Origin of the sequence: Corynebacterium sp. MSK039 (assembly GCF_030232315.1) — a bacterium.
Classification (GTDB): Bacteria; Actinomycetota; Actinomycetes; order Mycobacteriales; family Mycobacteriaceae; genus Corynebacterium.
The window spans coordinates 80,256-103,537 of the sequence record NZ_JASPJL010000003.1; the positions used below are offsets into that span (position 1 = coordinate 80,256).

21 protein-coding genes are annotated in these 23,282 nt (G+C 66.8%); 4 read left to right on the forward strand and 17 right to left on the reverse strand.

What is annotated here, in order from left to right; translation table 11 throughout:
• Positions 1-377: 377 nt before the first annotated feature.
• Positions 378-2,153, forward strand: a complete 1,776-nt coding sequence (locus QP997_RS03700; protein ID WP_284846247.1) for an AMP-binding protein — start codon at positions 378-380, stop codon at positions 2,151-2,153.
• Between the two features lie 118 nt (positions 2,154-2,271).
• Here the strand turns inward: QP997_RS03700 and QP997_RS03705 are convergent, their stop codons facing one another.
• From QP997_RS03705 to dacB, 17 genes are all read right to left on the reverse strand, one after another.
• Entirely contained in the window at positions 2,272-3,879 is a 1,608-nt protein-coding gene (locus tag QP997_RS03705) for an inorganic phosphate transporter (protein ID WP_284758522.1), read from the reverse strand.
• Positions 3,880-4,117: 238 nt separating this feature from the next.
• Positions 4,118-5,323, reverse strand: a complete 1,206-nt coding sequence (locus QP997_RS03710; RefSeq protein ID WP_012360923.1) for an acyl-CoA dehydrogenase family protein — start codon at positions 5,321-5,323, stop codon at positions 4,118-4,120.
• Between the two features lie 64 nt (positions 5,324-5,387).
• Entirely contained in the window at positions 5,388-6,788 is a 1,401-nt protein-coding gene (locus tag QP997_RS03715; protein WP_284758521.1) for an acyl-CoA dehydrogenase family protein, read from the reverse strand.
• A 193-nt stretch (positions 6,789-6,981) separates the two neighbouring features.
• Positions 6,982-8,577, reverse strand: a complete 1,596-nt coding sequence (gene lysS / locus QP997_RS03720) for a lysine--tRNA ligase (RefSeq protein ID WP_284846248.1) — start codon at positions 8,575-8,577, stop codon at positions 6,982-6,984.
• Positions 8,578-8,629: 52 nt separating this feature from the next.
• A complete protein-coding gene (panD, locus tag QP997_RS03725) occupies positions 8,630-9,046 on the reverse strand; it encodes an aspartate 1-decarboxylase (RefSeq protein WP_284846249.1) in 417 nt (138 codons plus the stop codon).
• An 18-nt stretch (positions 9,047-9,064) separates the two neighbouring features.
• Positions 9,065-10,057, reverse strand: coding sequence for a pantoate--beta-alanine ligase (gene panC / locus QP997_RS03730; protein WP_502870427.1), 993 nt, complete (start codon positions 10,055-10,057; stop codon positions 9,065-9,067).
• 5 nt (positions 10,058-10,062) lie between these two features.
• Positions 10,063-11,010, reverse strand: coding sequence for a DUF2520 domain-containing protein (locus QP997_RS03735; protein ID WP_012360930.1), 948 nt, complete (start codon positions 11,008-11,010; stop codon positions 10,063-10,065).
• A gap of 47 nt (positions 11,011-11,057) precedes the next feature.
• Complete coding sequence (locus QP997_RS03740; RefSeq protein WP_284846250.1) at positions 11,058-12,275, reverse strand: DUF6779 domain-containing protein; 1,218 nt, start codon at positions 12,273-12,275, stop codon at positions 11,058-11,060.
• A gap of 26 nt (positions 12,276-12,301) precedes the next feature.
• Positions 12,302-12,778: a DUF3180 domain-containing protein gene (locus tag QP997_RS03745; RefSeq protein ID WP_284846251.1), complete on the reverse strand. Its 477-nt coding sequence runs from the start codon at positions 12,776-12,778 to the stop codon at positions 12,302-12,304.
• 5 nt (positions 12,779-12,783) lie between these two features.
• Complete coding sequence (folK, locus tag QP997_RS03750) at positions 12,784-13,458, reverse strand: 2-amino-4-hydroxy-6-hydroxymethyldihydropteridine diphosphokinase (protein ID WP_246821135.1); 675 nt, start codon at positions 13,456-13,458, stop codon at positions 12,784-12,786.
• Positions 13,459-13,462: 4 nt separating this feature from the next.
• Positions 13,463-13,840, reverse strand: coding sequence for a dihydroneopterin aldolase (gene folB, locus QP997_RS03755; RefSeq protein ID WP_070760023.1), 378 nt, complete (start codon positions 13,838-13,840; stop codon positions 13,463-13,465).
• A complete protein-coding gene (gene folP / locus QP997_RS03760; protein ID WP_210398496.1) occupies positions 13,833-14,687 on the reverse strand; it encodes a dihydropteroate synthase in 855 nt (284 codons plus the stop codon). Before folP ends, folB begins: the two co-directional genes overlap by 8 nt.
• Positions 14,688-14,858: 171 nt before the next feature.
• On the reverse strand, positions 14,859-15,458 hold the full coding sequence (gene folE, locus QP997_RS03765) for a GTP cyclohydrolase I FolE (protein ID WP_070760019.1): 600 nt from the start codon (positions 15,456-15,458) through the stop codon (positions 14,859-14,861).
• A 20-nt stretch (positions 15,459-15,478) separates the two neighbouring features.
• Entirely contained in the window at positions 15,479-17,896 is a 2,418-nt protein-coding gene (gene ftsH / locus QP997_RS03770) for an ATP-dependent zinc metalloprotease FtsH (RefSeq protein ID WP_284846252.1), read from the reverse strand.
• Between the two features lie 105 nt (positions 17,897-18,001).
• Complete coding sequence (gene hpt, locus QP997_RS03775; protein WP_148812934.1) at positions 18,002-18,604, reverse strand: hypoxanthine phosphoribosyltransferase; 603 nt, start codon at positions 18,602-18,604, stop codon at positions 18,002-18,004.
• Positions 18,597-20,009, reverse strand: coding sequence for a tRNA lysidine(34) synthetase TilS (locus tag QP997_RS03780; RefSeq protein WP_284846253.1), 1,413 nt, complete (start codon positions 20,007-20,009; stop codon positions 18,597-18,599). Before QP997_RS03780 ends, hpt begins: the two co-directional genes overlap by 8 nt.
• A 59-nt stretch (positions 20,010-20,068) precedes the next feature.
• Positions 20,069-21,445, reverse strand: coding sequence for a D-alanyl-D-alanine carboxypeptidase/D-alanyl-D-alanine endopeptidase (dacB, locus tag QP997_RS03785; protein WP_284846254.1), 1,377 nt, complete (start codon positions 21,443-21,445; stop codon positions 20,069-20,071).
• A gap of 145 nt (positions 21,446-21,590) precedes the next feature.
• Here dacB and QP997_RS03790 point away from each other — a divergent pair, with 145 nt between their 5' ends.
• The 3 genes from QP997_RS03790 (at position 21,591) to QP997_RS03800 (ending at position 23,082) form a co-directional block, all read left to right on the forward strand.
• Positions 21,591-22,073: an inorganic diphosphatase gene (locus QP997_RS03790; protein WP_284758509.1), complete on the forward strand. Its 483-nt coding sequence runs from the start codon at positions 21,591-21,593 to the stop codon at positions 22,071-22,073.
• 239 nt (positions 22,074-22,312) lie between these two features.
• Complete coding sequence (locus QP997_RS03795) at positions 22,313-22,639, forward strand: rhodanese-like domain-containing protein (RefSeq protein ID WP_070759758.1); 327 nt, start codon at positions 22,313-22,315, stop codon at positions 22,637-22,639.
• A 185-nt stretch (positions 22,640-22,824) separates the two neighbouring features.
• Positions 22,825-23,082, forward strand: a complete 258-nt coding sequence (locus QP997_RS03800) for a hypothetical protein (RefSeq protein ID WP_284846255.1) — start codon at positions 22,825-22,827, stop codon at positions 23,080-23,082.
• Positions 23,083-23,282: the final 200 nt, after the last annotated feature.

Genomic DNA, 23,282 nt, shown 5'->3' on the forward strand with positions numbered 1-23,282 from the left:
CTTTGATGCCCCACCATAACTGGGCAAGCGCCTTCCTTAAATCGCATTCCGTGCAACGCCGGGAGCCCCGCGGACTATTCCTGCACCCATACCCACCCGATCCGCTATAAAAGCCCAGTTCACGGCACCTTTTTACCAGCAATAACCCGGACAGTTCAGCCTGTACGCCCCTAGCGAACACCCGGCGAAACGCGCTGTTTTCACCCTCCGGCACGCCCCTCCCGAGCCGATATCGCCAAAACCAAACGTGATCCACATCACTTAGATAGGGTGACCAACATAGCTATTAGGTTGGCAAAGCTACCCACCTATCGCTGCAGAACCAGGCGCGGGGGAACGCCCGTGCAGACACATCCGATTCGACAGGGGTAATCGCAATGACCGACACGTTCTCACCCGCAGGCCCGGCAGGCATCAAGGAAAAGCTCAGCCACACACTCGGTTCGGCGGGCACGCTCGCGCTCGGCACTCTCCCCCTGATGCGTTCCGGCGTGCTGGGCTCGATGACGCCCGTCGCCGCCGCGAAGGCTCTGGGTTCCATGTACCAGTGGGAGTTCCAGCCCGCCTCCCTGCTGGCCATTGGCGCCGCCCGCGACCCGTTCCACACCGCGATCATCGACGACCGCGGCTCCATGACCTACCAGGAGCTGCACAACCAGGTGAACCAGCTCGCGAAGGCACTGTTCCGCATCGGCATCCGGGAGCGCGACCGCATCGGCGTGCTGACCCGCAACCACCGCGGCTTCATCATGGCGCTGTGCGCCCACGGACGCCTGGGCACCGACCTGGTCCTGTTCAACACCGGGGCATCGGCCGAACAGACCCGCGCGGTCGCTCGCGAGAACAAGCTGGACGTCCTGTTCATCGACGAGGAGTTCATCCCGCTGCTGCCGAAGGGTTTCGACGACTGCCCCGTCATCGTCGCCCACGAGTTTGGCGACACCATCGGGCTCACCCGCGAGGCTGAGGAGGCACTGCCCGCGGACTCGAATATCCGCGACGCCCTGGAGATGGAGGACCACGCGACCCGCAGCGAGGACTGGCCGTCGCTGAGCCTGGTGCTGCGCACCACCCCGGCCGAGCAGACCATCCCGTCCCGACCCCGCCGCGGCCGCACCATCATCCTGACCTCCGGAACCACCGGCACCCCGCGCGGCACCCGCCGCCCAGAGCCGCCAAGCTACCTGCCGGCGTCCTCGATCATGAGTCGGATCCCGCTGAAGGCACGCCGCCCGTTCTACCTGGCAGCCCCGATGTTCCACACCTGGGGTTTTGCGAATATCCAGCTGGCGCTCGCGCTGCGCTCGACGATGGTGATGCAGCGCAAGTTCCGCCCGGAGGATGCGGTGCAGCTCATCGAGGCCAACCGCCCCTATGCGATCGCCATCGTGCCGACGATGCTGCGTCGCCTGCTGGAGGCCGTGCCAGAGGGCATGGACCCGGGCACCAAGGTCATCGCCGCCTCCGGCGAGCCGATCCCGCCACAGATCGTGGAGAAGACCTTCGAGAAGTTCGGGCCCGCGCTCTACAACCTCTACGGCTCCACCGAGGTCAGCTGGGCCACGATCGCCAACCCAGACGACCTGCAGCGCCACCCGAACACCGCGGGCAAGCCGCCGATGGCCACGGTGGTCAAGATCCTGGACGAGGACTTCCGCGAGTGCCCGGACGGCGAGGTTGGCCGCATCTTCGTCGCCAACAACATGATGTTCGAGGGCTACACCCGCCCGGGTAAGGACAAGGAGACCCACGAGGGGATGATCGCCACCGGCGACCTGGGGTACTGGGAGGACGGCTTGCTGTTCGTCTCCGGCCGCTCGGATGACATGGTCGTCTCCGGTGGTGAGAACGTCTACCCCACCGATACCGAGCACATCATCGGCACCCTGCCGGAGATCCTCGAGGTCTGCGTCCAGGGCGTTCCGGATGACGAGTTCGGCCAGGCGCTGTGCGCGTGGATCGTCACGAAGGAGGAGCTGAGCGCGGCCGATAAGCCGAAGCTGCAGGAGGAGATCAAAGCGACAGTCTCCAAGCAGCTGGCCCGCTTCTCCGTGCCGCGCCACTTCGTGTACGTGGACTCCCTGCCCCGCAACGCGGTGGGCAAGGTCGTGCGCCGCGAGCTGCCACGGCCAAAGTCCGCAGCCGCTGCTTAAGCCGGCGGGCTGAGGGCCTCTCAGGCGCGCCCCAGCCGCACCTCGGCCACCAGCACAGCACAGCGCCCCGGGTGTTTCTCCACCCGGGGCGCTGTTGTGTGCTTAGACTTCTCGGCTCTTAGAAGATCCAGTCGATCAGCAGGACGCCCACCGCACCGATCAGCGCGGCAGCCGGAATCGTGATGACCCACGCCAGGGCGATCGGCTTCATCAGGCGCCAGTTCGCGGCACGGTTGACGATGCCCACGCCCAGCACCGCACCGATCAGGATGTGCGTGGAGGACACCGGCAGGCCGGAGATGGACGCCGCCATCACCACACCCGCAGCGGCGAGCTCAGCAGCAAAACCGGAGGCCGGGTGAATGTGGGTCAGCCCCGTGCCAACCGTCTCGATCACCTTGCGGCCAATGAACCACAGACCGGAGATCAGAGCCACACCGGCGGCAAGCATCAGCGCCATCGGCACCGGAGCGGTCGCGTTGATGGAGTCGGTCTTCAGCACGTCGAAGATCGCAGCAAAGGGACCCACCGCATTCGCGATGTCGTTGGAACCATGGGAGAAGGCGAAGGCGGAGGCGGTGAAGACCTGCATCCAGCTGAACATCACGAAGGTTGCGCGGTCCACGGTGTAGCGGCGCAGCCCGGTGGTGAAGGAACGCAGGGTGAGGAACACCGCGATACCCACGATGGCGACGATCCCGAAGACCATGGCGTTGGTCATGTTCGGAAGGATGTTGCTCAGGCTCTTCAGCAGGAGCATGCCCGTGATAATCATTGCGCCAAGGGCAGCCAGCGACGGGCCCCAGGTCTCCAGGGCGCGGTGAGCCTCGATCTCCCGCTCGTCCTTCTCGATGACGACGAGCTCGCGGTAGTAGTCGGATTCCAGGTTCTGCGGCTCGGCGCGCCCGGTGATGTAGACGGAGGCGTCGCGGGCGATGGTCTGGGTATAAGCCGCGCGCTGCACCTCATTGAGGCGGGAGAAGAGGTCCTTGTGGCGCTTCCTGTGCTCACTGCGGCGCTCCTGCATCTCGCGCATCTTGTGCTCGACCTCATCGTTGTAGCGCAGCACGTGGCGCTTGATGAAGGAGTACAGGAGAAGGGCGACCACGCCACCCAGCACTGGGGAAAGCACCCAGCTCATCGCGATCTCGCCGATCTTGCCCCACTGGACCATCTCCAGGCCGCCGGTGCCCGTGGCAATGCCCTGGGCCACCGCGGCGCCGACGATGCCGCCGATGATCGAGTGGGTGGTGGAGACCGGCCAGCCCTTGCGGGTCGCGATCAGCAGCCATAGTGCCGCGCCGAGGAGGGCGGCCATCATGATGTAAGCGAAGCGCTGCGGGTCGAGGTTCACGCCGTCCAGGTCGACGATGCCGGAACGGACGGTATCCGTGACGTCACCGCCGGCGATCAGCGCACCACCGACCTCGAAGATGGCGGCGATGAGCAGCGCCTGCTTGATGGTCAGTGTCTTCGCACCGACCGAGGTGCCGAAGGAGTTCGCGACGTCGTTACCGCCGATGTTGAACGCCATGAACATGCCGAAGATGATCGTGACGATCAGGATCCCGATGTTCGCGGACTCCGGCATGAGATCCACGGACCACCAGGTCAGTGCGAGAACCGCGAGGAGCAGCAACCCGCCGAAAATGGTGTGCCACCAGAAGTCGTTTTCTTGTCCTGCTGCGCTCCCGTTAATGGGGGCTTTGGTCTCCGGTTGAGACATTCAGTGCTGACCTAACTCGTAAATCAAACAGTTGCGAATGAGACATATCAGGGGGCTCCCAGCGTTGTCAGAGAGATCCCAGGCAGTACACATTTTGCCTTGCTCCGGGACTTTTCTAAAGCCCATATTTTCCGCCGGGGGGTTGGCACCAGCCCCGGCACAGAAATAACCCCGCTACCAGCGGTTATTCTCGCCGGGAACGGGGTTATTCAGGAGTCGCGGAAAACTGAAGTTCCGCTTACTTCAGCTCAGCGGAGCTCAGGCCCAGCTCGCGGCGGGCGACGATGAGCTGCTGAATCTGCTGGGTGCCCTCGAAGATGTCGAGGATCTTGGAGTCGCGGGACCACTTCTCCAGCAGGTCGCGCTCGGAGTAGCCGTAGGCACCGGCGAGCTCCACGGCGCGCAGGGTCAGGTCGGTCGCCATGCGGCCGGCCTTCGCCTTACAGATGGAGGCCTCCTTGGAGTTCGGGTTCTTGTTATCTGCCATCCATGCTGCGCGCATGGTCAGCAGGTAGGCAGCCTCCCAGTCGGACTCGAGGCGGATGTACTCGGACGCGGCGGCGGACTGGTTCCAGGCCGGAGCGTCGTAGTCGATCTTCACGCCAGCGTCGGTGAGGACCTCGCGCAGGCGCTCCAGGGAGGCGCGTGCAACACCGACGGCCATCGCTGCGACCAGCGGGCGGGTGTTGTCGAAGGTGGCCATCACACCGCCGAAGCCCTTCTTGGTGTCCACCTCGGGGGAGCCAAGGAGGTTGTCCTTCGGGATGCGCACGTTGTCGAGGATGAAGTGCGCGGTATCGGAGGAGCGGATGCCCAGCTTGTGCTCGAGGCGGACCAGCTCGAAGCCCGGGGTGTCGCGCGGAACGACGAAGGACTTGATGGCTGCGCGGCCTGCGGACTTGTCCACGGAGGCCCAGACGACCACGTGGGTGCAACGCTCACCGGCGGTGACGAAGATCTTCTCGCCGTTCAGGACGTACTCGTCGCCGTCCAGCTTCGCGGTCGCGGCGACGGCCGCGGAGTCGGAGCCGAACTGCGGCTCGGTGATGGCCATGGCGGCCCAGATCTTGCCGAAACGCTCGAGCTGCTCGTCGGTAGCGACGGCGGCGACGGCTGCGTTGCCCAGGCCCTGGTACGGGATGGACAGGGTCAGGCCGACGTCGCCCCAGCAGGTCTCCATGACGTTCAGGGCGGCGGCCATGTTGCCACCGTTCTTCACGCCGGTGTCCTGCTTCTTGTCGCCGCGGCTGCTGGTGGCGCCGGCCATGGCCACGCCGCCGTCAGCGGCGCCCTCGACGAGGGCTGCCATGGTGTCGAGCTCGACCGGGCGCTCGTGCTCCTTGAGGTCGTACTTGCGGGAGATGGGGCGGAAAATCTGTGCGGCCGCCTGGTGTGCCTGGTTGGCGCCCGCCTTCAGACGCTTGGGAAGTTCCAGATTAAGCATGATCTTTTTCCTCTGCTCTCGGGACTGTGTTGTGCGTAGATGCCAAAAGTCTTGTTATGGCGGGTTAGATGACGACGACACCCTCGGCAACGCCGATTGCTCGCATGTCGCGGTACCAGCGCTCAACCGGGTGCTCCTTGGTGTAGCCGTGGCCACCCAGCAGCTGGACGCCGTCCAGGCCCATGACCATGCCCTTGTCGGAGGCGTAGCGGCGGGCAAGGCCGGCTTCGCGGTGGTAGGACAGGCCCTGGTCGAGGCGGGATGCGCCGCGCAGCATGATCAGGCGCAGGCCGTCGAGCTCGATGCGGAGGTTGGCGACCATGAAGGCCACTGCCTGGCGGTGGGAGATCGGCTCGCCGAAGGCCTCACGCTCGTTGACGTACTTCTTGGTGTACTCGAGGATGGCCTCGCCGGTGCCGGAGGCCAGTGCGGCCCAGCCCAGGCGGGAGCGGCGGATGATCTCCGCGTACTGCTCGGTGCGGTCGGTGTCGGAGAGGTTCGCGCCACCCAGGAGGTTGGCGGCCGGGACGCGGACGTCCTTGAGGATCACGCGGCCCAGGGCTGCGGCGCGCAGGCCCATGGACGGGTCGGACTCGACCTCGAGGCCCTCGGTGCCGGACTCGACGATGACGAAGGTGTTCACACCGTCCAGCTCGACAGCGATGACGAAGAGCTCGCACTCTGCGGCGTTCGGGACCATGGTCTTCACACCGTTGAGGACGACCTCGTCGCCCTCCAGCTTCGCGGTGGTCTGCAGCTCGAAGGCGTCGAACATCGGACGGGCCTCGGAGACCACGACGGCTGCCGGTGGGACGGACTCGCCGGAGAAGGACGGCAGGTAGGTCTTCTGCTGGGAGTCGTCGCCGTAGTTGGTGATGGTGTTGGCCACGCCTGCCGGGGCGAGGATGGAGACGGCCAGGCCCATGTCGCCGAAGCCGAGAGCCTCGGCGATGAGGGCGTTGGTGCTGGCGCCGGATGCGCTGGCGATGCCCTCGAACTCCTCCGGGAGGTTCACGAGAGCGATGCCGAGCTCAGCAGCGGTGTCGAGCAGACCCTCGGTCGGCTTGGACTCGTCGTTGGCCTCCGCGGCGGCCGGACGCAGGCGCTCGATGGCGAACTCGCGTACCGCGTCGAGGATCATCTGCTGGTCCTCGGTCGGGTTCAGGTCGAATGGAGCCTTGCCCGGCTCGAACTGCTGGACGTCGCCCTCGTTCTGCTTCGGGAGACGGACCGGGTCGCCGGAGCCCTTGATGCGCTTGAACTGGCGGTTCATCGCGCCGGCGGTACGGATGCCGCCCTTGGCGGTCTCGTAGGCCGCGCGGTCGACAGCCTTGTTGAGGTTGTACTTTTCTGCGAAGTCGGAACCAGTGAAACGAGACAGCGCCCGCATAACGACACCAATGGCGTCACGCTTGACGTTGTTCAGCCCCGGGGTGGAGTCGTTGAGCTTCTTGGAGTCGCTCATTGTCTGGTAGCCACCTTTCAGTAGAGGTGCCCTACGCATCGCTCGTTGCGATCCGCCGAGCATCACCATGTGCGGATAATGATCTTATTAATCATAACTTGGCAACATGGCGCAGATCACAATTTCCGCGGATTCCCATAAAGAAAGCCACACACCATGGGCGGTGTGTGGCTTTATGCAGCCGAGAGGAAGATTACTTCTCTGGCTTCACCAACGGGAAGAGCACGGTCTCGCGGATGCCCAGGCCTGTGAAGGCCATCAGCAGACGGTCCAGACCCATGCCGGTGCCGGCGGTCGGCGGCATGCCCTGCTCCATCGCCTGCAGGAAGTCCTCGTCGAGAACCATGGCCTCATCGTCGCCGCCCGCAGCCAGGCGTGCCTGGTCCTCGAAGCGCTCGCGCTGGATGACCGGGTCAACCAGCTCGGAGTAGCCGGTCGCCAGTTCGAAGCCGCGCAGGTAGAGGTCCCACTTCTCGGTCACGCCGCGCTCGGTGCGGTGCTGGCGCACCAGTGGGGAGGTCTCGACCGGGTAGTTGTAGACGAAGACCGGGCCCCACAGCTGGTCCTCGCACAGGAACTCCCAGATCTCCTCGACGAGCTTGCCGTGGCCCCAGCCGCCGTCCTTCGGAACCTCCAGGCCGATGACCTTCGCGAGTGCCTTGAGCTCCTCGACGGTGGAATCGACGGTGACCTCCGGCTGATCCGGGAACTTCTCGGCCAGCGCCTTATTCAGGGAGGGGTAGACCTCGATGACCGGCCACTCGCCGCCGAGGTCGTACTCGGTGCCGTCGTGCATGGTCAGCTTGGTGGTGCCGAAGACTTCCTCGGCGACCTCCTGGATGACCTCGCGGGTCATCGTCGCAGCGGTGTTGTAGTCCCCGTACGCCTGGTAGGTCTCCAGCATCGCGAACTCAGGGCTGTGGGAGCGGTCGATGCCCTCATTACGGAAGTTACGGTTGATTTCGAAGACGCGGTCCAGGCCGCCGACGACGGCGCGCTTGAGGTACAGCTCCGGCGCGATGCGCAGGTAGAGGTCGATATCCAGCGCATTGGAGTGGGTCACGAACGGACGAGCCGCGGCACCACCGTGCAGGGTCTGCAGCATTGGGGTCTCGAGCTCGTTGAAGCCGCGACGCTCCAGGGCGTGGCGCAGGGCGCGCATCACCTTGATGCGGGTCATGGCGTTCTTGCGGGCTTCCTCACGCATGATCAGGTCGGTGTAGCGGTGACGCACGCGGGCGTCCTCGCTCATCTCCTTGTGCGCGACCGGCAGCGGGCGCAGCGCCTTGGCGGCCATGGTCCACTGCTGGGCCATGACGGAGAGCTCGCCGCGGCGGGAGGAGATCACGCGTCCCTTGGCGAAGACGATGTCGCCCAGGTCGACCTCCGCCTTCCAGCGGTCCAGCGCTTCCGCGCCGATCTCTGCCTGGGAGAGCATGACCTGCAGCTGGGTGCCGTCGCCGTCCTGCAGGGTGGCGAAGGCCAGCTTGCCGGTGTTGCGGACGAACATCACGCGGCCGGCCACGCCGACGACGCTGTCCGTTTCCTCACCGACGTCGAGGAGGGTCGCCCCCTCCGGAAGGGCGGCGAGCTTTTCCGCTGCCTCCGGGTCATCCTCCTTGGGCTTGACCGCCCACTGCTGACGAACCTCCGCCAGCGTGTGAGTCCTGGGAACTTCTACTGGATAAGCCTGACGGCCTTCGTCAAGGATGCGCTCGCGCTTCTCGCGGCGCACGCGCATCTGCTCGGGAATTTCATCATTGCTGGTGGATGGATTCTTTGTAGTCACCCCACCAGACTACTGCATCGCCCGGACGCCACCGAGAGCGCGTCCGGGGTTCTTAAGCCTCCGGGTGGCGCGGGTCCTTCAGGCCGCTGCCAGCCGGGGCGTGGGCCGGGTCCTCCCCCAGCTCAATCTGCTTATTGTTCTCGTCGACGAAGATCACCCTCGGGTGGTAATCCCCCAGCTCGGCATTGTCGAAGATGCCGTAGCCGATGATGATCACCAGGTCGCCGGGGCTGATCAGGCGGGCGGCCGCACCGTTGATACCGATGACCCCGCTGCCCCGCTCGCCGGTGATGGCGTAGGTGGTCAGCCGGTTGCCGTTATCGATATCGACGATGTCGATCTGCTCGCCCTCGAGAATATCGGCGGCGTCCATCAGGTCTGCGTCGATAGTGCAGGAACCCACGTAGTGCAGGTCGGCCTGGGTAACCGTCGCACGGTGGATCTTTGACTTCAGCATGGTGCGGAACAAGGGATGAACCTAACTTTCCTAGCTCTCGGTTGCGGTGTCGGGCGTGGCAGGAGCGGCAGCGTCGGGGCTTGCTACGCCCTGCTCGGGGTCCAAGTTCTTGAACCCTACACCAATCGGCACGCCAACATTATCGATCAGCCGGGTGCTGCCCACGCGAGCGGCGACCAGCAGCCGGGCGTCCCCGGTTTCCGGGGCCTCGCCGAGATCGGTGCCACGGAGAGCAAGATAGTCCACCTCAACCCCCTCGGCGTCGTCGAGAATGGCACGGGCGGTGGACAGCACCGCATCCGCGCCGTCCTCGGCGACGAAGGAACCGGCCGTCAGTGCCGCGGAGAGGGTGAGGGCGAGCTCGCGCTCCTCGTCGGAGAGGTAGACGTTGCGGCTGGACAGCGCCAGTCCCCCGCCCTCGCGGACGATCGGGACGCCGTGGACGCGCAGCTCCATATTGAGGTCGTTGACCATCTGCTGGACCAGGACGAGCTGCTGGTAGTCCTTCTCACCGAAGAAGGCGTGGTCGCAGTGGGAGATCTGGAAGAGCTTGTTGACGACCGTGAGCATGCCCGCGAAGTGGGTCGGGCGGTGCTCACCCTCCAGGATCGCGCCGGCGGGGCCGGGGTGGATCGTGGTGCGGGGGCCGTTGGGGTACATCTCCCGGGCAGAGGGTGCGAAGACGGCGTCCACGCCTGCGGCCTTGAGCTTTTCGACGTCGGCGTCGAGGGTGCGGGGGTAGGCGTCCAGGTCCTCGCCCTCCGCAAACTGCAGCGGGTTGACGAAGATGCTGACCGCGACGAAGGCGCCCGGCATTGCCTTTGCTGCCTTGACCAGGGAAAGGTGGCCTTCGTGGAGCGCGCCCATCGTGGGCACGAGGCAGACCGGTTTGCCGGCCTTGCGCATGGCGCGGGTGACCTGGCTGAACTCGTCGATGGTGGTCATCAGGGTGGCTTCGCCGCGGCGGAAGGGCTGGGGGTTTGCCTGCGGGTCGGCCTGGGGGCTGGGCTGATTCTTGGTCATGCGCCTTAGGTTAGTCCACCCGGCAGACCGTGTTCGCTGCGGTAGGCCATGAGCGCCCGCTCGACCTCCGGGGAGCCGGCTGCCTGGGCGGTGCGCTCGGCCATCGGCAGATAACGCAGGTGCAGGTCATGGGAGTGAGGGTCGGCGGAGTTTTCGGAGAGCTGGCGCAGTGCCTCGAGGTGCGCGAGGACGGCGGGGGCGTCGTCGCGGGAGGCAGGGCCGGTCAGGGCGCCCAGGTGCTCGCGCAGGGTGGCATCCGCTCCGGCTCGGACGATGGAGTTGAGCAGCAGCCGGGCTTCGCTCGACTCCCCCTCCCCCTCGATGGCGGCCGGGTCGTTCGGCTTATCGAGCACCGCGTTGAGCATGGAGTGGGCGTCCGAGATGAGGGTGACCAGATGGTTCGCGGCGTGGGCCATGGCCGCGTGATAGGCCGGGCGGCGGTCCTCCGCGATGTGGACGGCCACACCGCCGAGGGACTGGACGAGCAGTTCGCCGACTGCCTGGCCGACCTCGGAGTCGGTGGTGACACCCCAGCCGCAGCCCAGCAGGTTGTCGGTGTCCTGCGGGGTGCCGACGAAGCCCATCGCCGGGTGCAGGGCCAGCGGGAGTGCGCCCTCGTCGGTGATGGGCTGGAGCACCTGGCAGCCGTTACGCCCGGAGGTGTGCATGACCATCTGGCCGTCGCGGACGGTGTGGGCCACCTCGGCGGCCACCTCCGGCAACACCGGGTCCGGCACGGCGAGCACCACCAGCTGGGCCATCGCGGCCTCGGCCACCGAAACGATGGGGGTGCCCGGGACGCGCTGGGCTGCCCGTGCCCGGGAGCGCTCGGAGTGGGCGTGGATGCCGTGGACGTGGTGCCCGGCCCGGGTGAAGGCCTCGGCGAGGGCGAGCCCGACGGCGCCGGCAGAAATAATCCCCACGCTCAGGCGTGGGGGTTGGCGATCAATCATGCTGAGTCTTTGGGTCGCGGTGCGAGATCTTTAGGTCGCGGTTCGAGCTACTTCTTGTCGTTCTGCTGGAAGCGCTTCATGAGCTCTGCGACCGTCAGGCCCTCGGAGTTCTCGTCCGCGCGGCGACGGCCGGCGCGGTATTCGTGGGCGCCACGCTTCTCATCGGCAGCTGGCTTGGCGGCCTGCTCGCGCTGCTGCTCAGCCTGCGGCGCGGCCTGCTTCTGTGCCGATTCGCTGGCCTGCTCGGTCGTAGCCTGCTCGGCAGCGGCCTGGCTCGGCTCGTAGGCGCGGAACGCCGGCTCGGTGCGTGGGGCGGGCTGGGCTGCGCGCTCCTGCTGGGGAGCCTGCGCGGCCTCGCGCTGCTCGTGCTGGCCACGGCCCGCGGCCTTCGGCTCGGCGGCCTCGGATCCGCGGTTGGCTGCAGCCTGCGCGCCGGAGGCACCCGACTGCGCGCTGGTCTGCGCGCTGCTGGAGGAGCTGGAGTCCACGACGATCGGGATCTGCGTGGTCTCCTCGGTGTTGTCCCCGGTCCACTTCACGGCGGCGAAGCTGCCGGTGGAGAATGCCGAGGCGCGGCGGTCGGAGCTCGGCTCGCTGTTGTGTCCGAGCGTCGGGGAACCTGCGGAGGAGGCGGCGCGGGCGGACGCACCCGGCTGGCTGCTGCGCGCCGCGCTCTTCTTGGCCTGCCCAGCCTGCGGCTGCTTCCACTCAGCCTGCCCGGACGTACCGGTCTGGTAGCGGCGGTCGGCCGGCTGCGACCCACCCCGGTCCAGCTCGATGATGCGCTCGGCGCGGGCGCGCACGGCGGTCTGCTCGTCATCCAGCTCCTCGCCGGACATCTCCGCGAGCTGCGCCCGCAGGGAGATCAGCTCGTGGCGCAGCTGCTCCAGGTGCTCATCGCGCTGGTTGCGCAGCTGGCGGGTGTAGTTCTCCTTCAGCGCCGCCTCGCGCTGCTGGTGGCCCGCGACCTCGCGCTCCATCTCCGCACGGTGAGCACGCTCCAGGGTGTTCACGCGCTTCTGCTCGGCGCGCAGCGCGCTGGAGTACTTGGAGACCAGCACGATGCCCAGGAACGCGGCCCACAGCGCGGCGATGACCGCGATCTTCAGCCACAGGTCGGAATCCAGGAACAGCATCAGGATGCTGGCGATCAGCGCCAGCACCACGAGCAGCACCATCAGTACGCGCGGCCCGCTGTTCTGCCCGTCCGTCTGCTCGGCGCCGCCCGCAGCGGCGTTCTGGCTCCAGTTCTCCCGATTGCTCATGCTGGTCACCTTACCTGTTGACGCTGTTATTCACCGGGCACCCCGCCATCTTCCGGTGGTGTGAGGCAGTTCTGTTCCAGCCATTTGCCCGCCACCGCGGCCAGCGCCCCGCCGAGCATCCCGACAATCGCGCCCGGGGTGTCCTCCTGCGCGACGACGAGGTGTCCGGCGTTGAAGACCAGGAAGAGGACCATCCCGCCGTAGGCTCCGGCAAAGATCGCGCCGATCCACGCGACGGCCTGGCCGAGCACGCCACTGAACGCGACCGTCATGGGGTTGACCTGGCTGCGGTCCAGGCCGATGGCGTTATCCTGCAGCTTCTTGCGCATGATGAAGCCCTGCACCCCGCAGATGATCGCGGCGATCCACAGCACGCTGCTGGTCGCCAGCTCGATCCGCGGGAAGTGGGCATAGAAGCCGAGCGCGGTCACCCAGGCGAAGGCGGCGGCGATCACTGCTGCAGCCACCAGCGCCATGGGCGCGACCTGCTTCATCTTCTTCATGTTTTTCAGTCTACCCAGGGCTCGTCGCGGTTCCTGGGCTCGTTGTTTTCGCTTTTTAGGACGTCAACCCCAGCCTCCCCGGGCGTGGCCGGACCGGTCAGCAGTGCCCCGAGCTGGGTGATGCCCGCGGTCTCTTCTTCGGGTAGCTGGGCCAGCCACTCACCGACCGTGGCGGTTGCGGCCGGGCCTGCCGGGGAGCCGGGCACGCGCGGCAGCGGGTCCTCCGGGGCGATCTCTGCCCAGGGCACGAGCACGAAGCCCCGGGCGGTGGTGTACGGGTGCGGCAGGATGAGTTCCTCGCCCCAGCGCCCGGCGGAGATCACCGGCTCGCCGGTGGCGGCGTCGTAGGCGGCCAGCAGGTCGAGGTCCACGGTGCGCGGCCCCCAGTGCTGGAGGCGCACCCGGCCGCCCTCGTTCTCGATGTTCTGGCAGGCGTGGAGCAGGTCAAGGGGCTCTAGTTCGGTGGCCACGAGGATCACCGCGTTGCGGAATTCGTCCTGGGTGACCACGCCCCACGGCGGGGTGGCGTAGACCTGGGAGGCTGCCAGCAGCTGGGTGCCGGGCAGATCGAGCACGGCGCTGGCGGCCGCGCGGATCATGGCTTCCGGGCTGCCCTGGTCGCCGGGCATATTACTGCCCAGCCCAATGGCCACCCGCCAGCCGGCGCTGTTGCTCGCCACGGTGTTACCTGCCTCGTTGCTGCTTGAGGTTGCGGCGGGCGACGACCCGCACGTCGCTGAAGTGGTGCGGGATCGGGGCCTGTGGTTTGTGCACGGTGACCTCCGCGGCGTGTGCCCCGCCGAGGGCGATGATCCGGTCGGCGATGGTGGCGGCGAGCGTTTCGATCAGGTCGAAGCGCTCCTGCTCCACCACGGCGACGGCGATGTCCGCCAGGTCCACGTAGGAGATCGTGTCGGAGAGGTCGTCCGAGGCCGCGGAGGTGGCGAAGTCCGTCCAGACGACGATGTCCACCTCGAAGTTCTGGCCCTCGTCCTTCTCGAAGTCGTGGACCCCGTGGTAGCCAAAGGCCTTCAGGCCCATAAGTTCGATGCGATCAGCCACGGCGCGCTCGCCACCCTTCTGCCACCGCCGGGCCGTCGCCCAAGCGGGAGTAATAAGCCACGTCCACCGCTGCCCGGGAAGGGGCCACGTTGTGCACCCGCACCGCCCAGGAGCCCGCCTGGGCCGCCAGCGCGGAGACCGCCGCGGTGGCGTCGTCCGCCGTCTCCGGGGAGCCCGGGAGGCCGTCGCTGGCAGGGCGCAGGGCGGTGAGGAAACGCTTGCGGCTGGCGCCGATCAGCACGGGGAAACCCAGCTCGTTGAGCTGTCCCATCGCCCCCAGGAGCTGCCAGTTATCCGCCGGGGACTTCGCAAACCCGATGCCGGGATCCAGGATGATGTTCTCCTCTTTCACCCCCGCGGCCAGGGCGGCGTCCACCCGGCGCAACAGCCATTCGCGGACGGCGGTGACCACATCCACGCCGGTGCCCGCGCTCTGATCCGCGTAGCCTTCCGCGCCTTCGAAGCGGTCGGTCAGCCAGTGCATGAGGCAGATCGGCAGGCCGGTCTCGGCGGCGACGGGGAGCATGTCCTTGTCCGCGAGGCCACCGGAGACGTCGTTGAGGATGTCCACCCCGGCCTCCGCAGCGGCGAGTGCGGTGGCGGCGCGCATGGTGTCCACGCTCGTGGTGATACCCAGCGCGGAGAGCTCCGCGATCACGGGGGTCACGCGCCCACGTTCGACTTCCGGGTCAACGCGCTGGGCGCCGGGTCGGGTGGATTCGCCGCCGACGTCGATAATGTCCGCGCCCGCGTCAACCATCTGCTGGGCATGGCGCACGGCGGTGGCGGTGTCCGGGTTGGAGCCCCCGTCGGAGAAGGAGTCTTCCGTGACGTTGAGGCTCCCCATCACCTTGGTGCGCGGCGGGGTGGCCGACTGGTTCTGCTGGGTGCTCTTCTCCGGCGTGGTGGGCTGGTCAGGCTGAGCAGACTGTGCAGGCTGCATCATCAAGTCTTTCTAGGGTTGGTTCCCGCAGGGTTCGCTGTTGGTGCGCTTGGCCCGGGCGCTAGTGCTGGGGTTCTAGTTCCCGCGGATCAGCGCCATGGCCTCGGCGCGGGTGGCGGCGTTGTTCTGGAAGCCGCCGCGCACGGCGGAGGTCACGGTGTTCGCGCCCGGCTTGCGCACCCCGCGCATCGCCATGCACAGGTGCTCGGCCTCGATAACGACGATCACCGCGGAGGCGTCCAGCCGTTCCATCAGCGCGTCGGCGATGGAGGTCGTCAGGCGCTCCTGGACCTGTGGGCGGCGGGCGAAGCCCTCCACCAGGCGGGCCAGCTTGGACAGCCCGGTGACCTTCCCGGAACGCCCCGGGATGTAGCCGATGTGGGCGTGGCCGAAGAAGGGCACGAGGTGGTGCTCGCAGGTGGAGTAGAACGGGATGTCCTTGACCAGCACGAGCTCCCGGTGGTCCTCGTTGAAGGTGGTGTTGAGCACCTCGGTGGGGTCGGTGCCGAGGCCGGAGAAGACCTCCTCGTAGGCGCGCGCCACACGGGCCGGGGTATCGGCCAGCCCTTCGCGGTCGGGGTCCTCCCCCACGGCGATGAGTAGCTCGCGAACGGCGGCTTCGGCGCGCTCGCGGTCGAAGTGCCTCGTCGACTCAGACGTGGTCGAATCAGCCATGTCGGTGTTCGCCGCCTTCCTTAGTTCTTCTCTTCGTCGGTGGGGTTGTTCCCCTCCGGGCCGGAGTGATGACGTCCACCCGGCTCACCCTGGTCGGTTCCGTCGCCGTAGGCGCTGGTCCCTGGGTGCTGTGCGGGGTCGCGGCGGGCGTGGCGCCCGCCGGTGTATGGCCCTGGCGCTGGGCTCTGCGGATCCGAGCTTTCAGGCTCTTCCGCGTCCGGGCCAGGCACATGCGGTGCGGGCTCGCCGGCGGCCGGGGACTCTGTGGCCCCCTGCTCCCCAGCCTCGGTGACCGGGCGGATCTGGGTGGTCGGGGCGTCGTCTGAAGTCCACGGGTTATCCGGGCGCTCGTGCTCCGGCAGCTCGAAACCGCGCTGCGGTTCCTGGCGTGCTTCCTGCTCTCGCTCCAGCTGCTTGACCTGTTCCTCCTGCTGCTGCTTGCGCTTTTCGATGCGCGCGCGGCGGGCAGCGGAGAAGTAATCCTTGCGCTTCGGCGGCTCCTCGCCGCGCTCCTTGGCCAGCTCGACCGGGGTCTTCACCGGCTCGCGGTAGTCCTTCGGGCGGTCCAGGTCCTGGCCCGGGAAGATTTCCGCAACCTCGCGCGGGGTGATGCCCTCGAAGATTGCCTCCAGGTCCGGGCGGCGCAGCGTCTCCTTCTCGAGCAGCTTCTCCGCCAGGGTGTCCAGGTAGTCCCGGTGCTCGCGCAGGACCTCGTAGGCGATGTTCTGGGCCTTGTCCATGAGCATGCGGACGTCCTCGTCCACCAGGGCGGCGACCTTCTCGGAGGGGTGGAACTGGCCACCACCGCCGCGACCGACGAACGGGTCGCCCTGCTCCTCGCCGAACTTCACCGCACCCACACGCGGGCTCATGCCGTACTCGACGACCATGGCCTTGGCGATCTTCGTGGCCATCTCGATGTCCGCGCTCGCGCCGGTGGTCGGGTTACCGAAGACCAGCTCCTCGGCGGCACGGCCGCCCATCGCGAAGACGAGGCGGGCGAAGAGCTCGGAGCGGTTGTACATGCCCTTGTCGTCTTCCGCGGCGGTCATCGCGTGCCCGCCGGTGCGGCCGCGGGCCAGGATGGTGACCTTATAAACCCGCTCGATATCCTTCATCGCCCAGGCCGCCAGGGTGTGGCCACCCTCGTGGTAGGCGGTGACCTTCTTCTCGTGCTCGGAGATGATCTTCGAGGTACGGCGCGGGCCACCCACTACGCGGTCGGTGGCTTCCTCCAGGGCGTCGCCGGTGATGACGTTGCCGTCCACGCGCGCGGTCAGCAGCGCGGCCTCGTTGAGGACGTTTTCCAGGTCCGCGCCGGACATGCCGGCGGTGCGCTTGGCCAGGGAGGCCAGGTCGACGTCCGGTGCCAGCGGCTTACCCTCCGCGTGGACGCGCAGGATCTGTTCGCGGCCGACCAGGTCCGGGTTGGTGACCGGGATCTGGCGGTCGAAGCGGCCCGGGCGCAGGAGTGCTGGGTCGAGCACGTCCGGGCGGTTCGTCGCGGCCATGAGGATCACGCCCTCGCGGCCGTTGAAGCCATCCATCTCCACGAGCAGCTGGTTCAAGGTCTGCTCGCGCTCATCGTGGCCGCCGCCCATGCCGGCGCCTCGCTGGCGGCCGACGGCGTCGATCTCGTCGACGAAGATGATGCAGGGCGCGTTCTCCTTCGCCTGCTTGAACAGGTCGCGCACGCGGGAGGCACCGACACCGACGAACATTTCCACGAAGTCGGAGCCGGAGATGCTGTAGAACGGCACCCCGGACTCACCAGCCACGGCGCGGGCCAGCAGCGTCTTACCGGTGCCGGGAGGGCCGTAGAGCAGCACGCCGCGCGGGATCTTCGCGCCGAGCTTCTCGTACTTACCTGGGTCGGAGAGGAAGTCCCGGATCTCGTCGAGCTCCTCGACGGCCTCGTCCGCACCGGCGACGTCGTCGAAGCGGGTATCCGGGTTGTCCCTCTGCAGGTCCTTGGCGCGGGACTTGCCGAAACCGAACGGGCCCATACCCCCGCCGCCCTGCATGCGGGTGAGCATGAAGAACAGCAGGCCGAAGATCAGCAGCATCGGCAGGAGCATCATCAACAGCCCGCCGATGAAGGAGTCCTGCGAGACGTGGGTGTCGAACTTCTCGGCCTCGGAGCCCTTCACCGCGTCGAAGATCTGCTGGCTGGCCCGGGCCGGGTACTGGGTGGTGATCTGCTCGATCCCATCCTTGCCCTCAACCTCAATTGGCTTCTTCAGCTTCAGCTGGACCGTCTGTTCGCGGTCCTTGATCTCGGCTTCCTTGACGTTCTTGGCGTCCAGCTCCTTGATCGCGATGGAGGTGTCGACCTTGTCGAAACCACGGTCGCTGTCCGTGAGCACGCCAAAAACGTAAATAGCGATGAGGGCGGCGGCGACGATCCCCGCGATCCTCAGGACCTTGTTCTTGTCCATAGTTCCCATCAGTTAGTTGTGCCCGCGCAGTGTTTTCCCAGCGCTATGGTGTGGCCAGCACCACTCGCGGACGAACGGGCGCTGGCTCAAAAGTGCGTGACCGCTTTATTCGTAAACTTCCGGCTTCAGGGTGCCGACGAATGGCAGGTCGCGGTAGCGTTCCGCGAAGTCCAGGCCATAGCCCACCACGAACTCGTTCGGGATGTCGAATCCGACCTCGATGAGGTCCTCGATCTCAACCTTGACGGCCTCCGGCTTGCGGAAGAGGGTCACGACGGACAGGGAGCGTGGCTTGCGGTTGGTGAGGTTCTTCATCAGCCAGGACAGGGTCAGGCCCGAGTCGATGATGTCCTCCACGATCAGGACGTCGCGGCCCTCGATGTCGCGGTCCAGGTCCTTCAGGATGCGGACGACGCCGGAGGAGCTGGTGGAGTTGCCGTAGGAGCTGACGGCCATGAACTCCAGCTGGTTCGGGATCTCCAGCTCGCGGGCGAAGTCGGTGATGAAGAAGACGGCACCCTTGAGCACGCAGACGAGGATGAGGTCCTCCGGGGCGTCGCGATAGCGCTCGTCGATCGCGGCGGCGAGCTCGCGGATGCGGGAGTGGAGGGTGTCCTGGTCGATCAGGACTGCTTCCAGGTCGTCACCGTAGGGGTGGGCCGGGATGTCGGTGCTCTTCTTGGTCCAGGTCGAGTTCTGATCAGTCATGTGCTCGTCGATCCTTTGGGTGCTTGTGTGATTCTTCCGCCACGAGGCGCAGGACGCCGCCGCGCCGCGCCACCACCAGCCGGGTGCGGCGTTGCCCGGTGGGCGGTGCCCCTGCTGGTGGCGGGCTCGGCGGGTGGGCGTGGCCTCTGCCTAAAGCCTCATAACCGTTCATTGTATGCCACGGGACGGACACGCCGCCTTGCCCGGCCCAATCCGTGACGAGGGCGTCGATGCGGCTCAAGTGGGAGTAGGTCAACGGTCCGGTTTTTCCGGCAAGCCAGTGGCGGATCACGCGGCGCCGGAGGGCGGTGGGCAGTTCGGCGAGCGGGGCGCAGGGCAGCTCAGCTGCGGGCACGTGGTCTTCGGCGTGCGCGTGCCCCTTAGCTTGCTCGTGTTCCTCGGTTTGCGTGCGGCCCTGGGCGCGCTCGCAATTGTCAGCGTGCGCGTGGCCCCCAGCATGCTCGAGCTCGGTTGCCTGTGCGGTGAGGCTGGCGTATTCGGCGTGGGCGGCGGCGTCCAGGTAGTCGGCATCCTCGCGCAGCAGGCGGGCGGTGCGGCTCAGGGAGTCGGCCACACCGGGGCCAAGGATGTCCTCCAACAGGGGCAGCAGCTCCTGGCGGACCCGGGAGCGGCGGAAACGGGGGCTGGAGTTGTGCGGATCGGACCAGAAGCTCAGCCCGGCGCGGCGGCAGGTGGCCTCGGTGTCTTCGCGAGTACTGGCCAGCAGGGGGCGGCCGAGCCAGGCGGCGCCCACAGCAATGGCCGGGTGCTCGTTACTCGCCAGGTGCTGGTCACCCGCTGACTGCTGGCTATCCGGGCGTTGGTGGGTGGCCGCAGCATGGGAAGCGCTGGCGGCTTCCTCGTTGCCTTGCGCAGGATTCGCTGGCGGGTACGGGTCATTCGCGACGGTGAGGTACCCAGCCGGTGTAGTGATGGGTCGCAGCCCGGCCAGCGCACCCGCCCCGGAACCGCGGGCGAGGCCCAGCAGCAGCCCTTCCGCATCATCGGAGGCGGTGTGCGCCACCAGCAGTGGCCGCCCCGCCGCCGCGGCCCCGAGCGCGCGGTAGCGGGCCTCGCGAGCGGCGGCTTCGTCCGCGCCCGGGCCGCCGGGTACGTCGATGGTGAGCACCTGGGCCGGGATGCCCATCTCCTCACAGATCCGGGCCGCGGTGGCGGCGACCTCGGCGGAGCCTTCCTGCAGCTGGTGATCCACCACCAGGGCGCGGAAGCTCGCCCCCGGCAGGTCTTTCTTGGCGATCCCGGCGGCGGTATAGGCCAGCGCAAGAGAGTCCGCACCCCCGGAGACCCCCAGGTAGACCAGCCCCTCGGCCAACTGCGCGGCGTGCTCCGGGTGCGTGGCGCGCAGCCCAGCGAGCCAGGCGCGGAAATCCGCTGCGGTGCTCACGGTATTCCTCCTCCCCAGTGCTTGACCCCGGTCACCCGGCGCGGCTACTGCCGATAGAACTAAAGCCGGTACACGGCGGCGGCAAGCCGGTCGAGAGCTTCGCGCCCGCCGCCGACGTCGCCGGGAGTGTTGGACAGGAAAGCGAAACTCAACGGGCGGCCGGACTTGGTGACCACCGTGCCGGCCAGGGCGTTGACCCCGTCGAGCGTGCCGGTTTTCGCGCGCACCCACCCGGCGGCGTCCTCAGCCCCGCTGCCCGCGAGGTAACGGTTGCGCAGCGTGCCCTCCGCACCGGCGACCGGCAGGTCCTGCTGCAGGGCGTGCAGCTTCTTGCTGCCCAGCGCGGAGTTCAGGTTATGCGCGCTCAGGCGGTTGTCTTCACTCATGCCGGAGGTGTCGTGCAGCACCGCGCCTTCCGTATCCACGCCGTTGTCCTTCAGCACCTTGAGCACGCCTTCGGTCGCGCCCTTGAAAGTGCCCGGCAGGTCCTGGCTGATCGCCACCTCACGGCCGATGGCCTCGGCGAGCATATTGTCCGAGTGCAGCATCATGTCCCGCAGGCGGGTGCTCAGTGGCGCGGAGAGCACCTGACCCAGCGGCTCCTCGGCGGTCGGGTGGGCCGGGTCCACGGGCTCATCGGAGACCTCGAGCTTCAGCTTCTTGGTCTTGAGCTTCTCCCCCAGCCCCATGTCCTCGGCGAGTGCCTGGGCCACGTCCCGGGCTGGGGTGTTGCTGCGGGCGGAGTAGTTCTCCGTGGGGATGATGCGACCGGCGTCGATCATCACGGAATCCAGGAAGGTCACGTTGCCCATCCCGATCTCCACCAGGTCCCAGCTCTTGTGGAAGGTGGACTTCTCCCGCATGGAGTTATCCACCGTGATCTTGGTGATCTTCTTCAGCTCCTCGGGCGGCAGGGCGCGGCGGACCTGATCCGCCAGCTCACTGATGGCCGGGGCGTCCGTGAAGAAGCCGGAGCCCGGCTTACGGGACAGGGTGATATCCCCCTCCCCGACGAGGATCAGCTCGCCCGGCTCACCCTTGACCACTGAGGTCGCCAGCCGGTCCTGCGGCCCCTTCGCCAGCAGGGCCGCGGCGGTGGTGTACACCTTCGTCGAGGAGGCCGGCACCAGGTGCTTGCCCTCATTGTTGGCGTATATCACCTCACCGGTTTCCAGGTCGGTGATCTCCGCGGACAGGCGCCCCAGCTGCCGGTCCTTCGCTGCCTTCTTCACCTCGGTCAAGTCCACCGGGGTGGCAGGCGGGCTGGCCTCAACCATCACTGGTTCGTCAGGACGGGGAAGCGCTGCGGGGGCGACGTCGTAATGGGGGCGCTGAGAAAGAACCACCGCGCCAGCGATGATGGCGGCGGCGACCACGAGGAACGCCACCACCGCGAGGAGCCAGCGGCGGAAAGAGGACTTCTTCTCAGCTTCCAAAATCTCAATCCTGACAATGTGTGGGCGGCAGGGGCGGGCGAGTTAGTAGGTTCCACCTTATCCTGCGACTAGAATGGGGCCTGCATGTACGTCAGGCGCCACGAGGCGCTTCAAGCAGACACCGATTTTAAGGATGGCGCGAGTTATGGCTCAGAGCATCGAAGTCACCATCGAGATCCCGAAGGGTTCCCGCAACAAGTACGAGATCGACGAGGAGACCGGCAAGGTTCACCTGGACCGCTACCTCTTCACCCCGATGGCGTACCCGGCTGACTACGGTTTCATCGACAACACCCTCGGCGAGGACGGCGACCCGCTGGACGCGCTGGTCATCCTGCCGGAGCCACTGTTCCCAGGCGTGGTTGTCAAGGCCCGCCCGGTTGGTGTGTTCAAGATGACCGACGAGGCCGGTGGCGACGACAAGCTGCTCTGCGTGCTCGACGACCCGCGCTTCGACCAGTACCAGGACGTGGACGACATCTCCCAGTTCACGAAGGACGAGATCGAGCACTTCTTCGTGCACTACAAGGACCTCGAGCCGGGCAAGGAGGCCCGCGGCGAGGGCTGGGGCACCGCTGCTGACGCGGAGAAGATCCTGACCGACGCCATCGAGCGCGCCAAGAAGTAACGGCTTAGGATTTTAGGCTTCAGCCGTAAGGCTTCTTAGGCTCTCAGCGCCCGGTCCCCCGCTGTGGGGCGGGCGCTTTTTGTATGCGCAGGGTGGAATTGAACAGGGGCCCAACGAACCCCTTGCCCAGGTAGAAAGATAGCCCCCAGTTTCGAACTGAGGGCCAGAGCTTATTTGCCTTTTGGGGCTTGATAACTCTTGACGTAGCACGACAAGTTGCAGCTAGTAGCATGGCGGGCATGAGTGACTTTGAATCCATGAGAGCAGAAGACGTCCCAGAGGGCGTCCAGTTGGTGGACGTCCGCGAGGCCAATGAGTTCGCGGAGTGGCACGCCAAGGGCGCCGAGAACCTCCCGCTGTCCGAGCTGCAGCTGCGCTACGGCGAGCTGGACCTGGACCAGGACCTGTACATCATTTGCCTGTCCGGCGGCCGGTCGGCGAAGGCCTGCCAGTGGCTGGAGCTCAACGGCATTGACGCGATCAACGTGTCCAATGGCTCCATCGGCTGGCGCGATGCGGGCCGCACGATCATCGTCAACGGCGAGGAGACCACGAACCCGGCCTAAGCGCTGGCGCTGGGTGCGCACCACCCTCTACTCCCGCTGCGGGTGGTTTTCAGCCACCGGTGGCGGGAGTTTCTTTATCAAAAATTCACTTTAGATTTTCCCCCAAAAGCATTTACCCGAGCCGGCTGCCCCGCTAACGTCGAAAGAACAAGGCCCTGATCGACAGAGCTAAAGGTTGCATTCCCATGAAGAAACATGCATTCATCATTGTCCTTGCGGTAGTGGCCGTCGTCGCCTTCATCTACCTCCTCGTCGCACCACCAGCTGAGTTCTCAGCACTGGAGGGCAGTACCCAGCTCATCATCCTGATCGCCCTGTTCATGGTCGCGGAGTTCCCGATCACCATCCTGCTGATCGAAAAGTTCGTGCGGGGCAACCGCGAGGACGCCGCGAAGCAGCAGCACACCCCGAGCTCGGATCACCTCCCCCGCCCGACGCTCTAAGGCCCAGCCTTCGCGCGGGCAGCACGCCCGGGAGCAAGCCGCGCATCCGTGCGCCTCTCACTCTCCTCGCGCGCTCCGCCCCGCACGGGTGGCACGCCCGGGCCCCACACGGTTTTGCAGAGTTTAAGGTCGCAAAACACCTGAAAACCGACCACAAACTCTGCAAAAGGCGCAATGAGGACCGGCCTTCACTACACTCC